13 protein-coding genes and 1 tRNA gene are annotated in these 14,332 nt (G+C 64.0%); 6 read left to right on the forward strand and 8 right to left on the reverse strand.

Annotated features, from left to right (window positions below):
• Positions 1 to 51 precede the first annotated feature (51 nt).
• A complete protein-coding gene (locus ACW8PS_RS06940) occupies positions 52 to 2,331 on the reverse strand; it encodes an NADP-dependent malic enzyme (protein WP_491526604.1) in 2,280 nt (759 codons plus the stop codon).
• 80 nt (positions 2,332 to 2,411) lie between these two features.
• The gene (locus tag ACW8PS_RS06945) at positions 2,412 to 3,179 is read right to left on the reverse strand and encodes an NAD kinase (protein ID WP_491526617.1); all 768 of its coding nucleotides are present in this window, start codon (positions 3,177 to 3,179) and stop codon (positions 2,412 to 2,414) included.
• A gap of 204 nt (positions 3,180 to 3,383) precedes the next feature.
• Between ACW8PS_RS06945 and glyA the strand changes: the two genes are divergently transcribed.
• Positions 3,384 to 4,679, forward strand: coding sequence for a serine hydroxymethyltransferase (gene glyA, locus ACW8PS_RS06950; protein WP_491526605.1), 1,296 nt, complete (start codon positions 3,384 to 3,386; stop codon positions 4,677 to 4,679).
• 263 nt (positions 4,680 to 4,942) lie between these two features.
• Here glyA and ACW8PS_RS06955 read toward each other — a convergent pair whose 3' ends face one another.
• Together ACW8PS_RS06955 and ACW8PS_RS06960 are read right to left on the reverse strand one after the other, a co-directional pair.
• Positions 4,943 to 6,094, reverse strand: coding sequence for a M24 family metallopeptidase (locus ACW8PS_RS06955; protein WP_491526606.1), 1,152 nt, complete (start codon positions 6,092 to 6,094; stop codon positions 4,943 to 4,945).
• A gap of 58 nt (positions 6,095 to 6,152) precedes the next feature.
• Positions 6,153 to 6,734 (reverse strand): TetR/AcrR family transcriptional regulator, encoded by a 582-nt coding sequence (locus ACW8PS_RS06960; RefSeq protein WP_491526607.1) that lies wholly within the window; start codon positions 6,732 to 6,734, stop codon positions 6,153 to 6,155.
• A gap of 108 nt (positions 6,735 to 6,842) precedes the next feature.
• Between ACW8PS_RS06960 and ACW8PS_RS06965 the strand changes: the two genes are divergently transcribed.
• From ACW8PS_RS06965 to ACW8PS_RS06985, 5 genes are all read left to right on the forward strand, one after another.
• Entirely contained in the window at positions 6,843 to 7,097 is a 255-nt protein-coding gene (locus ACW8PS_RS06965) for a hypothetical protein (protein WP_491526608.1), read from the forward strand.
• A gap of 81 nt (positions 7,098 to 7,178) precedes the next feature.
• Positions 7,179 to 8,468: a homoserine dehydrogenase gene (locus ACW8PS_RS06970; RefSeq protein WP_491526609.1), complete on the forward strand. Its 1,290-nt coding sequence runs from the start codon at positions 7,179 to 7,181 to the stop codon at positions 8,466 to 8,468.
• A gap of 167 nt (positions 8,469 to 8,635) precedes the next feature.
• Entirely contained in the window at positions 8,636 to 9,601 is a 966-nt protein-coding gene (gene glpX, locus ACW8PS_RS06975; protein WP_491526610.1) for a class II fructose-bisphosphatase, read from the forward strand.
• 5 nt (positions 9,602 to 9,606) lie between these two features.
• Positions 9,607 to 11,355: a single-stranded-DNA-specific exonuclease RecJ gene (gene recJ / locus ACW8PS_RS06980; RefSeq protein ID WP_491526612.1), complete on the forward strand. Its 1,749-nt coding sequence runs from the start codon at positions 9,607 to 9,609 to the stop codon at positions 11,353 to 11,355.
• A gap of 102 nt (positions 11,356 to 11,457) precedes the next feature.
• A tRNA-Glu gene (locus ACW8PS_RS06985) sits at positions 11,458 to 11,532 on the forward strand.
• A 14-nt stretch (positions 11,533 to 11,546) separates the two neighbouring features.
• Here ACW8PS_RS06985 and ACW8PS_RS06990 read toward each other — a convergent pair.
• The 4 genes from ACW8PS_RS06990 to ACW8PS_RS07005 form a co-directional block, all read right to left on the reverse strand.
• A complete protein-coding gene (locus ACW8PS_RS06990) occupies positions 11,547 to 12,623 on the reverse strand; it encodes a tyrosine-type recombinase/integrase (RefSeq protein ID WP_491526613.1) in 1,077 nt (358 codons plus the stop codon).
• Entirely contained in the window at positions 12,620 to 12,799 is a 180-nt protein-coding gene (locus ACW8PS_RS06995; RefSeq protein WP_491526614.1) for a hypothetical protein, read from the reverse strand. Before ACW8PS_RS06995 ends, ACW8PS_RS06990 begins: the two co-directional genes overlap by 4 nt.
• A 106-nt stretch (positions 12,800 to 12,905) precedes the next feature.
• Positions 12,906 to 13,121 (reverse strand): phage head-tail joining protein, encoded by a 216-nt coding sequence (locus ACW8PS_RS07000; protein ID WP_491526615.1) that lies wholly within the window; start codon positions 13,119 to 13,121, stop codon positions 12,906 to 12,908.
• On the reverse strand, positions 13,121 to 14,332 hold a 1,212-nt coding region (locus ACW8PS_RS07005; RefSeq protein WP_491526616.1), incomplete at its 5' end, for a phage major capsid protein. The genes ACW8PS_RS07005 and ACW8PS_RS07000, both read right to left, overlap by 1 nt.

Below are 14,332 nucleotides of genomic sequence, written 5' to 3' on the forward strand. Positions count from 1 at the left end.
TGCGCCCCGCCCGCTTGCAAACCCACCGATTTCTCCACCTCCGCGCCCCGATCAACTGTAGTGATGCACCGGCGTGCCGGCCAGCGCCGTCATGTTCAACAGGCCCCGCGCCGTGATCGAAGGCGTCACGATATGCGCCTTGTTGCCCATTCCCATCAGGATCGGGCCGACCTCCAGCCCGCGCGCCTTGATCTTCAGGATGTTGCGCGCCGCACCTGCCGCATCGGTCGAGGCAAAGATCAGCCCGTTGGCCACGCCATCCAGACGCGAGCCGGGATAGATCCGTTCGCGCAGCTCGACATCCAGCGCTGCGTCGGCATGCATTTCGCCCTCATAGATGAAATCCAGCCCCATCCCATCCAGGATCTCAAGTGCCGCGCGCATCCTGCGGCCGCTGTCACTGTCCAGATTGCCAAATTGCGAGCCCGAGCAGAGCGCCAGCTTAGGGACCACGCCAAAGCGACGGATATGGCGCGCCGTGGCGACCACGGTTTCGGCCAGTTGCTGCGGCGTGGGCACGGCATGGATATGGGTATCGGCCACGAATAACGGGCCGTCCTCCATGATCATCAGGCTCAGCGCGCCAACCGGGTGCAGCCCGCCATCGCCAAGCAGTTGTTGCACATAGTTCAGGTGCCACAGATATTGCCCGAAAGTGCCGCAGATCAGGCTGTCGGCATCGCCGCTATAGACCGCAACCGCCCCGATCGCGGTTGTATTGGTGCGCATGATCGCGCGCGCCAGATCAGGGGTCACACCCCGACGCTGCATCTTTTCAAGGTAGCCTTGCCAGTAATCTCGGTAACGGGCGTCGCTTTCGGGGTTGATCAGTTCGAAATCCCGGTCGGGCTTGATCTTGAGCCCGGCCCGCTCTATCCGGCTCATCACCACTTCGGGGCGTCCGATCAGGGTTGGAATATCGGTCATTTCTTCCAATATGGCCTGCGCCACGCGCAGCACGCGCTCATCCTCACCCTCGGCAAAGACGATCTTGCGGCTGGTGGCCGCGGCGGCCTCAAAGACCGGCCGCATGATCAAAGCCGAGCGATAGACCGATTGATCCAGCTTTTCGCGATAGGCCTGAAAATCCTCCAGCGGCCGGGTCGCCACACCGCTGTCCATGGCGGATTTGGCCACAGCGCCGGCAACCACACCGATCAGGCGCGGATCAAACGGTTTCGGGATCAGGTAATCAGCCCCAAAGGTAAGCTGTTCGCCCTGATATGCGGCGGCCGCCTCGGCGCTGGTGGTCTGGCGCGCAAGCGCCGCGATACCCTCGACACAGCCGATCTGCATGGCGTCATTGATCTCGGTCGCGCCAACATCCAGCGCCCCGCGAAAGATGAACGGAAAACACAGCACATTGTTGACCTGATTGGGAAAATCGCTGCGGCCGGTGGCGATGATGGCATCCGGCGCGACGCTGCGCACCTCGTCGGGCAGGATCTCGGGCGTCGGGTTGGCCAGCGCGAACACGATCGGCCGTTTGGTCATTTTCGCAACCATTGCAGGCGTCAGGACGCCGGGGCCGGACAGCCCCAGAAACAGATCCGCACCGCCGATCACATCCTCCAGGCTGCGCAGATCGCTGGCCTGCGCAAAGGCCGCCTTTTGCGGGTTCATATCCTCGGCCCGGCCCTCATAGACCAGCCCGTGAATATCGCACAGCCAGACGTTTTCGCGCCGAACCCCCAGTTTCAGCAACATGTTGAGGCAGGCAATACCCGCTGCACCGCCACCGGTAGAGACCACTTTGATCTGGTCAAACTCCTTGCCCGCGACATGCAGCGCATTGGTGGCAGCCGCCCCCACCACGATGGCGGTGCCATGCTGATCGTCATGGAACACCGGGATGCCCATCCGCTCGCGGCAAATTTGTTCAACGATGAAACAATCCGGTGCCTTGATGTCTTCCAGATTGATCGCGCCAAAGGTCGGTTCCAGCGCACAGATGATATCGGCCAGCTTTTCGGGGTCGCTTTCGTTCACCTCGATATCGAAACAGTCGATATTGGCAAATTTCTTGAACAGGACCGCCTTGCCCTCCATCACCGGTTTGGATGCCAATGCGCCGATATTTCCAAGGCCCAGAACGGCCGAGCCATTGGTAACAACCGCCACCAGATTGCCGCGCGCAGTGTAGCGGGCCGCATCGCTTGGGGTTTTGGCGATTTCAAGGCAGGCTTCGGCCACGCCGGGGCTGTAGGCGCGGGCCAGATCCCTGCCATTGGCCATCGGCTTGGTTGGCCTTATCTCCAGCTTGCCCGGCCTGGGAAACTCGTGATAGTCCAGCGCGCTCTGGCGCAACGATACCCGTTTGTCGTCTTCCATCCCAAGCCCTCCTTCAATAGCGATTGTTTAGCATTAAACTACTATCGGTGCAGCCCTGAACGCGGTGCAACGTCGCGGCGTCATACGAATTGTTCGCTGATCAGCCGTTCCTCCAACCCGTGGCCGGGATCAAACAGGATATGATGCGCCACCTCTGGCTCCGACCGGATCTCGACCGAGGTCACGTTCTGGACCGACCGGCTATCGGCATCGGCCATCACCGGCCGCTTGTCTGCCTCCAGCACCTCAAACAGCACCACGGCGGATTTGGGCAGCAGCGCGCCGCGCCAGCGCCGGGGCCGAAACGCCGCCATCGCCGTCAACGCCAATACGTCTGATCCGATCGGCAGGATCGGGCCGTGGGCCGAATAATTATAGGCCGTGGACCCGGCCGGCGTCGAAACCAGCGCACCATCGCAGACCAGTTCCTCCATCCGGGCGCGCCCGTCGATCCAGATCTTCAGCCTTGCCGCCTGCGGCCCGGCGCGCAGCAGGCTGACCTCATTGATGGCCAGCGCCTCGGTCACGGTGCCGTCCAGGCCGGTGGCCACCATGCGCAACGGGTTGATCACCGCCTCTTCGGCCGCCTCCAGCCGTTCGATCAGGTCATCCTCACCATATTCATTCATCAAAAACCCGACCGTGCCTCGGTTCATGCCATAGACCGGGGCCTCGATCTCCTGCGTGGCGTGCAGGGTCGACAGCATGAAGCCATCGCCACCCAGCGCCACGACCACATCGGCCTCTTCGGGTGGAAAATGGCCATAGCGCGCGGCCAGCCGGGCCTGTGCGGCGGCGGCAATCGGGGCGTCAGAGGCCAAAAAACTTATATTGCGCGCAGCAGGCATCATATCTCTGAGTTTTCGGAACTTTCAGTGTTCACCCGCCTTGATCGGAAACTCAATCCCTGATTCCGGCAATAATGTCCTTTGCAAATCCGATGAAACGGCGCAACAGCGCCGCAAGGGGGCGTTTTCCGGTCTTTCGCAATGGCCCCGCTTTGGATAGATGCGGTCACATCATTTCACGCCCGTTCATCAGGGAGACAGGCCATGACCGCAGCCCACCGGTCCACCGGATTTTTCACCGACCCGTTAGAGACCCGCGACCCCGCAATCTTTGCCGCCATCCGATCCGAACTTGGTCGCCAGCGCGACGAGATCGAACTGATTGCCTCCGAAAACATCGTCTCTTCGGCGGTGATGGCGGCGCAGGGCTCGGTGATGACCAATAAATACGCCGAAGGCTATCCCGGGCGGCGCTATTACGGCGGTTGCCAATATGTCGATATCGCCGAAACCCTCGCGATCGAACGGGCCTGCCAGCTTTTCGGCTGCGCCTTTGCCAATGTGCAGCCCCATTCCGGGTCACAGGCCAATCAGGGCGTGTTTCAGGCCCTGATCAAACCCGGCGACACCATCCTGGGCATGAGCCTGGATGCCGGCGGTCACCTGACCCATGGCGCGCGGCCCAACCAGTCGGGCAAATGGTTCAACGCGGTGCAATATGGCGTTCGCCGGCAAGATAACATGCTGGATTACGATCAGGTCGAGGCGCTGGCAAAGGAACATCAGCCCAAGCTGATCATCGCGGGCGGCTCGGCCATTCCGCGCCAGATTGATTTCGCCCGGATGCGCGCCATCGCCGATATGGTCGGGGCCTGGCTGCTGGTTGACATGGCGCATTTTGCCGGTCTGGTCGCGGCCGGTCTGCATCCCTCGCCCTTCCCGCATGCCCATGTCGCCACCACAACGACGCATAAAACCCTGCGCGGCCCCCGTGGCGGCATGATCCTGACCAATGACGAGGCCATCGCCAAAAAGGTCAATTCCGCCATCTTCCCGGGCATTCAGGGCGGCCCCCTGATGCATGTGATCGCGGCCAAGGCGGTGGCATTCGGCGAAGCCCTGCGCCCCGACTTCAAGGATTACATCGGCCAAGTCATCGCCAATGCGCAGGCGCTGTCCGATCAGCTGATCAAGGGCGGGCTCGATACCGTCACCCATGGCACCGATACCCATGTCGTGCTGGTCGATCTGCGGCCCAAGGGCGTCAAGGGCAATGCCACCGAAAAAGCACTTGGCCGGGCCAATATCACCTGCAACAAAAACGGTGTGCCGTTTGATCCCGAAAAACCCACCATCACCAGCGGCATCCGTCTGGGCTCGCCCGCCGGCACCACCCGCGGCTTTGGCGAGGCCGAGTTCCGCCAGATCGCCGACTGGATCATCGAAGTGGTCGATGGCCTGGCGGCACATGGTGAAGACGGCAACGCAGAGGTCGAGGAAAAAGTGAAATCCGAAACCGCCGCGATGTGCGCCCGCTTCCCGCTCTATCCCGGTCTGTAATCCCTGGCACCCTGCGGACCCGTTTCCGCAGGGCACGCCCCCTGCTTCTTCTTTGTCCAAATACTCAGGCCCGCCATCCACAATCACGCCGCCGCGTATGCAGGGGGTGTGCACGCATTGTGCACAAAGTGTGACACCGAGGTTGCTGCCCCCGACCTGGCCACAATCCCATGGCAATGCGGGTGGCGGAGGGCTCCCGGAACGGGGGCCTGACGTCGCCCGCCCCCCGGTTCGGCCCGTCAGGGCCGAACCCCCGCACGCATCTACCCCGCGATCAGCAAGTCACGCGGATATTCCGTCAGATAGTCACAGCCGGTCTGCGTCACCACCACCGAATCCCCGATCCGCCCGCCGCATTGCCCATCCAGCGAGATGCCGCCATCGACGGCAAAGGTCATGCCCGGTTGCAGCGCCGTCAGATCGCCCGCTTTCAGCTCCGGGGCTTCCAGATAGCTCATCCCGATGGATCGCCCGGTGCGATACCCGGCCTGATAGCCGCGCGCGCGGTAGACCTCATCGGCGGCCTCGGCCACTGATTGCGCCGTGACGCCGGGCCGGATCGCGGCAATCGCGGCCTGTTGCGCGGCGATCGCGGCCTCCTGAACCCGGGCCGCTTCGTCGCTGGCATGGCCGATGAAAAACATCCGGTCAAAGCCAAGTTTATATAGCTTGAACTGCGCCATGTTGCAGAAACAGAAATAGACCGGATCGCCCGCCGCCAGCGGCTTCACGCTGGCGCGCCTATGCACCATCGAGGTTTGGCTGCCCGATTGCATCACCTGCAGCCCATGGATCATCGGCGACACGAAAGCCTCCCATCCGCGCGCGGTCAGAAACCCCGCCGCCGCCCGGGTGCCCGCCGCAATCACAGCCAGCGCCGCCTCATATTCCGGCGCGCCCTCAGCCAGCGCCTGATGCGCAGCAGCCATCATCGCGCCCGCAACAATCCCCGCCTGCCGCATCACCGCGATCTCAGACGGAGATTTGATCATCCGCATCGCCGCCAACAGGGGCGAGACATCGCTCAGAACAGTTTCAGGCATTTGCGCATCGAACCAATTGCGCAAGATCGCAGGAATGGACCCCAATTCCACCGCGACGCTCTGCGCGGGGCCCAATAGCTCCGGCAACAGGTTCGACCAGTGATTGTTGCCGATATCTTCCCAGGTCACGATGGTTTCGACCCAGGTCATCGCCGCCACCATCTCCGATTCCATCAAAGGCGTCAGCACCACGGGATCGGCATCTGGGCGCAGGATCAGGCAGGTCGGTCGGCCAAATTCAACGCCCAGATAGCCCCAGAACCCGGCCAGATAGGCAATCGAGGCCTCATCGGTGATCAGCGCCAGCTCGATCCCTTCCGCGGCCATGCGGCGCTGGAATCTCGCGTGTCTTGTCCGGGCTTCGTCCAGCATCACCGTCTCCTTCGTCAGACCGTGCCTGCCAGCATCAGGGACCAGTGCCACAAACCTGTCAAGCGCCCACCGATTTGCGCACCATATCCCAGTAGATCCCCTCCACATCGGCCCGCGCCAGCCGCCCGCCTTCGCGATACCAGGTGTTGACCCCGGTCAGCATCGCGATGATGGCAAGCGTTGCCAGCTTGCTGTCGGGCAGATCGAAATCGCCGCTGGCCTGGCCTGCTTTCAAAATTGCCTCCAACCGGTCCTCATAGGCGCGCCGCAGCGCCTCGATCACCGTGAAATTCTCGGGCTCCAGATTGCGCAACTCCATATAAGCGATGAACACCAGCTCGGGCCGGTCCAGGTGATACCCGATATGATGGCGACAAAACGCTTCCAACTGATCCATGGGGGCGGCATTCGGGACCTGCCAACTAGCCAGCAGATCCTCCATGTGGTCGCGCATCAGATCGAATAAAAGCGCTTGTTTGTCAGGTGTATAGAGGTAGAGCGCCCCGGCCTGCACCCCCACTTCGCCCGCGATCTGACGCATCGAGACAGCAGCAAACCCATGCCGCGCAAACAGCCGCAACGCGGCGGCGCGCACCTTGGGGCCGGTAATATCTGCGTGGGAACCTTGCTTGCGTGCCATCGGCGCAGGATATCTGAACGCACGTTCAATTCAAGCCGGTGCTGGACCTGACCATCCCATCCAAGCTAGTCTTTGGCAAATGACCCCGGCACGGGACGGCACCGCGTGATGCGACTTCTTATTCTCCTGACGGCCCTGTTGCCGCTGACCGCCTGTTCGGTGCGCGCACCGGAGCTTGACGCCACCATTTCCGCCCAAAGCCGCAATGCCGACTGGCCGGAACTGGTGCCGCTTGGGCCGCTATTGGCCGGCACCGAAGATCTGAACCTGGAGCGCGACCAGAATATCGGGCGCGATTTGCAGGCGCGCGCCGCCGATCTGCGCCGCCGCGCCGCCATTTTGCGCGCCCTCAGCCTGACTTAACCCGCGCGCCCGCGTTGCGCCCCCCGGTCGGGTCGGCTAACAGGTGTCGGAAGTCATTTTCCTTGCCGGAGGCCCGCCCCCATGTCAGACCCGCTTCGCCTTGGCATCGCCGGGCTTGGCACCGTTGGAATCGGTGTCGTCAAGATCATCCAGCAAAAACCCGATCTCCTGGCCGCGCGCTCCGGCCGCGCCGTGGTGATCAGCGCCGTTTCGGCGCGCTCGCGCGACAAGGATCGCAGCGCGGACCTGTCGGCCTATGCCTGGGAAGATGACCCGGTCGCGCTGGCCACCCGCGACGATGTCGATATTTTCGTGGAACTGATGGGCGGCGAGGATGGCCCGGCCAGGCAAGCCACCGAGGCCGCGATTGCGGCGGGCAAGGATGTGGTCACCGCCAATAAGGCAATGCTGGCCGTGCATGGGCAGGCGCTGGCGGAACTGGCCGAAGCGGCGGGCCGCGTGATCCGGTTCGAGGCCGCCGTTGCCGGGGGCATCCCGGTCGTCAAGGCCCTGACCGAAGGCTTGGCCGGCAATCAGGTGTCCCGCGTCATGGGCGTGATGAACGGCACCTGCAACTATATCCTGACCCGGATGCAATCGGGGGGCCTCAGCTATGACGAAGTGTTCGAGGAGGCCAATCAGCTTGGCTATCTCGAGGCCGACCCGAACCTTGATGTGGGCGGCATTGATGCCGGACACAAACTGGCGCTGCTGTCGGCCATCGCCTTTGGCACAGCGGTAGATTTCGGCGGCGTGACGCTGGAAGGCATCGGCCAGGTCACCATCGAGGATATCAATCAGGCAGCCGAAATGGGCTTTCGGATCAAGCTGTTGGGTGTCGCACGCATGACCGGCCGGGGGCTTGAACAGCGCATGACGCCCTGCCTTGTGCCCGCAGACAGCCCGCTTGGCCAATTGGAGGGCGGCACCAATATGGTGGTGCTGGAAGGCGACGCCGTGGGCCAGATCGTGCTGCGCGGTGCCGGTGCCGGTGAAGGCCCGACCGCCAGCGCCGTGTTGTCCGACATCATGGATATCGCGCGCGGGTTCCGGATCTCGACATTCGGCCAGCCTGCCGCCGGGCTGCAACGCGCCACCCGGGCGCAGGTGGCCGCCGCCGCCCCCTATTACCTGCGCCTGACGCTGACCGACAAACCCGGCGCGCTGGCCAAAGTGGCCTCGGTTCTCGGCGATTGCGGCATCTCGATCGACCGGATGCGCCAGCGCAGCCATGGTGGCGGGGCCGATGCGCCGGTTCTGATCGTCACCCACAAGGTCTCGGGCCCCTCGCTGGAGGAGGCGTTGGCCATCCTGCCCGGCACCGATGTGGTTGTGGGTCAGCCGGTCGCATTGAGGATCGAAGATATCTGACGCCTCGCGGGCCGCGAGGCGGATCCGGGCCTCATCAGGCGGCGATGCGGTGCCTGCAAATGGCGTGACCCGTCGCGCCGCAGCAGGCGCAACCGTGACCCGCACCTTGCTCCCGCCGCCCACAACCGGCTACATGTTTTCAACGTCATCAAAAGGACCATACCGGAATGCCAGACCCCATGGATTTCAACGACCGTATGCTGTCTCTCGGGCTTGCCCGTGTTTCCGAGGCTGCGGCCATTGCCTCGGCCAAACTGATTGGCCATGGCGATGAAAAAGCCGCCGATCAGGCCGCGGTGAATGCGATGCGCGAACAGCTGAACAAGCTCGATATCGCGGGCGTGGTGGTGATTGGCGAGGGCGAACGCGACGAGGCCCCGATGCTGTATATCGGCGAAGCGGTCGGCACCGGCAATGGCCCCGGCGTCGATATCGCGCTGGACCCGCTGGAGGGCACGACGCTGACCGCCAAGGACATGCCCAATGCGCTGACCGTGATTGCCATGGGCCCGCGCGGATCAATGCTGCATGCGCCTGATGTCTATATGGAAAAACTGGCCATCGGCCCGGGCTATCCCGAAGATATCGTCACCCTTGATATGCCGCCCGCCACCCGCATATCGGCGCTGGCCACGGCCAAGGGCTGCCTGCCAAAGGACATTACCGTGTGCATTCTGGAACGGCCCCGCCACGAGGATCTGATCGCCGAAGTGCGCGACACCGGGGCCGCCATTCGCCTGATCACCGATGGCGATGTCGCGGGCGTGATGCATTGCGCCGAGGCCGACGTGACCGGCATCGACATGTATATGGGCGATGGCGGCGCGCCCGAAGGCGTGTTGGCGGCGGCGGCGTTGAAATGCATGGGCGGGCAGATGTATGGCCGATTGCTGTTTCGCAATGATGATGAACGCGGCCGCGCCGCCAAGGCCGGCATCACCGATCTGGACCGCATCTATGCGCGCGATGAAATGGTGACGCAGGATGTGATTTTTTCGGCCACCGGGGTCACCAATGGCTCCATCCTGAACGGCATCAAGCGCGAGGTCGGCTGGCTGACAACCGAGACGCTGCTGATGCGGTCGAAAACCGGGTCCGTGCGCAAGATGATCTATCGCAACCCGAAACGGTAAGGCGCATGGGCAGCACGATCCTGGGCGTCACCTGCTCGGCTACCGGGCGGCACTGGGTCGGGCTGGACCCCGAGGCCGAACGTCTGGCCGAGGCGCTGGCCCAACGCGCCGATCTGCCACCGGCGCTGTCGCGCGTGCTGGCCCGGCGCGGCGTAGCGCCCGAAGAAGCCGCAAGTTTCCTGGCCCCTGCCCTGCGCGATCTGCTGCCCGATCCGGCGCGGCTGAAGGATATGGGCGTGGCGGCGGGCCGGTTTCTGCACGCCGTGGCCGCCCATGAACGCATTGCCATTTTCGCCGATTACGATGTCGATGGCGGGGCCTCTGCCGCGCTGCTGATTGATTGGTTGCGCCAGATGGGCCGCCCCGCCACGCTCTATGTGCCCGATCGGATCGACGAAGGCTATGGCCCGAATGACGCGGCGATGGCGGCGCTGGCGGCCGATCATGACCTGATCATCTGCGTCGATTGCGGCACGCTCAGCCATGGCCCGATTGCCGCCGCTATCGGGGCCGATGTCATGGTTCTGGACCACCATCTGGGTGGTGCTGACTTGCCCGATTGCGTGGCCGTGGTGAACCCGAACCGACAGGATGAACCGGGCGATCTGGGCCATCTTTGTGCCGCCGCCGTGGTGTTCTTGATGCTGGTCGAGGCCAACCGTCAGCTGCGCGGAACCGGGCAAAAGGGCCCCGACCTGATGGCGATGCTGGATCTGGTGGCGCTGGCGACGGTTGCCGATGTGGCGCAGCTGACCGGCGTGAACCGCGCCTTTGTGCGGCAAGGCCTGGTGGTGATGGCGCGCCGTGCCCGGCCCGGGCTGGTTGCCCTTGGCGATGTCGCGCGGCTGGACCGGCCGCCAAACAGCTACCATCTGGGCTTTGTCCTTGGCCCGCGCATCAATGCCGGCGGACGCATTGGCGAGGCCGATCTGGGCGCGCGCCTATTGGCCACCGATGATCCGGGTGCCGCCGAAAAAATGGCCAGACGGCTCGATGAGCTCAACACCGACCGGCGCGAGATCGAGGCCGCCGTGCGCGACGCCGCCCTGGCGCAGGCCGAGGCGCGCGGGCTGGAGGCCCCGCTGGTCTGGGCCGCCGCCGATGGCTGGCACCCCGGCGTTGTCGGCATCGTGGCCTCGCGCCTCAAGGAGGCCACCGGCCGCCCCGCCGTGGTCATTGGCTTTGACGGCGATGACGGCAAAGGCTCGGGCCGCTCGATCACCGGCGTCGATCTTGGTGCCTCGATCCAGAAACTGGCCGCCGAGGGGCTGATCACCAAAGGCGGCGGGCACCGGATGGCGGCGGGCCTCAGCCTGACCCGGGCGCAGCTTGACCCCGCGATGGCGCGCCTGTCAGATCTTCTGGCGCGTCAGGGCGCGGGCGCGGTCGGCCCCGCCGATCTGCGTATTGACGCCCTGCTGATGCCGGGCGGGGCCACGGTCGACCTGATCGAAGCGCTGGAGGCCGCAGGCCCGTTTGGGGCCGGTGCCCCCGCCCCCCGGTTCGTGTTTGCCTCGCAATACATCCGTTTCACCAAACCGGTCGGCGACGGCCACCTGAAATTCAGCTTTGGCGATGGCGGGCCGGTGGTGCTGGACGCCATCGCGTTTGGGGCCCGCGCCAACGGTCTGGCCGATCTGATCGAAACCCATGCCGGTCGCGGCATCCATCTTGCAGGCCGGATCGAGATCAACCATTGGAACGGGCGTCAAAGCGTGCAGTTGCGGCTGGAGGATGCCGCTCGGGCAGACTAGGCCCGGCCCATCCGCCATGGCCGCAACTTTTACATGCGCGCGCCACAGATTCCGCTTGCGCATGGCCCGGGCTTTTCCTAGAACCCGCCTCACGCCAAGCACGGCCCGTTCGTCTATCGGTTAGGACGCCAGGTTTTCAACCTGGAAAGAGGGGTTCGATTCCCCTACGGGCTGCCACTTCTTCCGACAACCTACTGTTTCTTTGCGTCATTTCTGGCCCCTCCGTCCAACGATTCTGAAAAGTTGGACATTTTCCCTTCTGGAAGCTTGGCAAAACCGCTGTCGGTCAGGCGTGATCTGTTGGCTTTCTTCGTGTATTCTCTCACCTGCGACGTGTCGGTATGTGCAAGGAACGAAGCGATTTCCCATTCGGTTGCTCCGGCATTGGCGAGGAAGGTTGCCCCTGCCTTTCTCAGCCCGTGCAGGGAGCCGGGAACGCCAGCTTCCCGGCAGCGATCACGAAACCAGTTTCCGAGCGAGGCGGGCGTATAGGGCCGATGATCGCGGCCGTGCGTCACGAAAAGCATCCGATCCCTTGGCAGCCGATCGAGTTCCCTTGCCAGATCGTCAAGGATCGGCATGTCGGCACAAACGGAAGTCTTGTGCCTCTGATAGGCGATCCGACCATTCCTGACATGCTGCCAGCCCACGCGCACCAGATCCTGACGCGCCATGCCCGTGTTGAGCGCAAGCATCATCACCAGGCGGGCCTTGGTGCCCGGCCCGTGCCGATCGAGATAGCGGGCAACCTCTTCGTCGGTCCAGGTGTGATAACCGCTCTTGTTGACATTCATCTTTTCCGCGCCGCGCGCAGGGTTGCCGCCGCGATACCCAAGCTTTTTCGTGGCGAAGTTGAACAGCATGGACAGGTTTTTCCTGACCGTGTTGGCGGCGACTGGGCCGCTCTTGCGTGCCATCAGGGCTTCGACGTGGCGCACCTGCAAGGCGCTGAAATGATACTTCCCCGCCTGGCGTTTCAGCCAGTCCAGTTCAAGGCGGATCGTCCGCTTGCGGCTGGGCGAAAGATTCTGGTAGCGCAAGCTGCAAAGGTATTGTTCGATCAGCCACGCCAGGGTTCCCTCCGGCGCGCGCGGACCTTTCTTCGGACGCACCTGCGCCAGGGCTTCCTCATAGGCGGCCAGAAACTCCGGCGAACCATAGGGGGCGGGCAAGTTGCAGCGAAATCCATTCTTTTCGAACCGCCAATAAAGGTGGCCTTTCACGATGTTCTTTCGCACATAGGGATATGGATTCTTGCGGCGTTTCATCGCAGAAGTTCGTCCGGGTCCGGGCCAAGCTTGCTGTCCTCGGTCTCATCAACCACGATTTCGTGCTTGCCGTCGGGCGTGGCGATAACGCGCCAGTGCCTTATCCCTGCTTCCTGCATGGCCTTGGCATAGCGTTTGAGGTCCGACTGGCGAATCAATGCGGGATGGGCGGGCATGGATGAACCTCCCTTGACTGTTGCGAAGGCTGTCTTGACGGCAGGCCGGGAAGGGCACCGAAGCCCCGGCCTGCCGGTTTGGGGATGTGGACACCATCAATCACCCTCACACCCCCTTTGACGTGGTGAATGCCACGGTCTTCGGCGCGCTGGCCGAGGCCCTGGCGATGCGCCGTTCCAGATCGGCAATGGCGGCGGCCATTTCGGCGTCCGAGCCGTATTCCACCCGCTTGCCCTCGTAGAGCAGCGAGCGCAGTCCCTGCGCGCGCGCCCGGATGAGCGCGTCCAGCAGGGTTTCCAGCTCGGTTGCGTCAATAGCCATCAGCCCACCCGATACCAGCCGCGCCAGTCGATCCAGCCGGCCCCGAAGTCGAGCCGGACCTTGACCATAAGCCCGTCAACCTCGAACCCGGCCCTGGTTTCGATCTGCGGCCCCGGCGCGCCTTCCAGATAGGCATATTCGAGCCCGTCGATCTGGGCCGGGTCGGCCGCCAGATACCATTGCGCCGGATCGCTCAGGCGCGGATCGACGATCAGCGAAAGCGAGGCAAAGGGGTTGGTGTCGCTGGTCCTGGTCGCCTGCACCTGGGAAAGCGCCTGTTCCATGGCGGTTTCCAGCTCGGGCGGCACCAGCACGAATTTCGGCACCACGTTGATTGCCTCGCCGGCAAGCCCCTTTTGGCGGCGCATGGCCAGCCGGGCGGTGTTCAGATCGGTGGTGATGTCGGCCACCGTGCTGCCCGAGGATGCCGAAGTGTTGCTATGCGAGGATGCTTGAAACACCGCCTTGCCGTCGCTCATGGTCGGGTTGGCGGCGATGAGCCCGGCGATCTGTGCGGCCTCGAAGGCACGGGCGGCGGTGCCCATGTTGGCCGCGATCCGGTCGAACGCCCCCAGATCGTCGTTGACCAGCGCCTTGCGGCTGATTCCGAAGATCTTGCCGAAGGTGTCCAGCCTGTAGCTTTCCGCCGCCTCGTCGATGGTGCCGAAGGTGTATTCGCCGTGCTCTTCCACCTTTTCCAGAGCCGGTGAAGCACCCAGCATGATCGCCTTCTTGTCGCGGAAGTCGCGCGCCGTGGTCTGCCGTGCCAGCCGCCGCGCGCCTTCGGGTGCGGCTTCATAGCTGCGCCTAAGGCTGCGGCCGAGCGCATTGCCGAGGATTTCGGGATAGTCGCTGGTCGCGTGCAGGGCGCGGGTTATCACCGTATCATCCGTGGCCGCGTTGACCGTGAAACCGCGCAGGCGCAGCACCTCGCGGGCCAGATCGGGGATGCGCAGCCCGGCAAAGCGCCGGGCCTCGGGCGAAAGCTCGTGCTCGGGATGCAGGCGGGCGAACAGGGCTTCGCCGGCGCGCTCGGCCACCACCTCGGGGGCGTCATGGTCAAAGGTGATCTGCGCCCGCGTGGTGCGCGGGGCGGTCTCGGCACTGCGGGTGCGCATGGCCTCGAAGGCGGCGCGGCGGGCCTCTTCGGCCGTGGCCTCGGCGTCGATCTGCTGATCCGCCCAGGCGCGGGTCAGGCCGGCGGTTTCGGC

The sequence above is a fragment of the Alterinioella sp. genome (assembly GCF_058343375.1).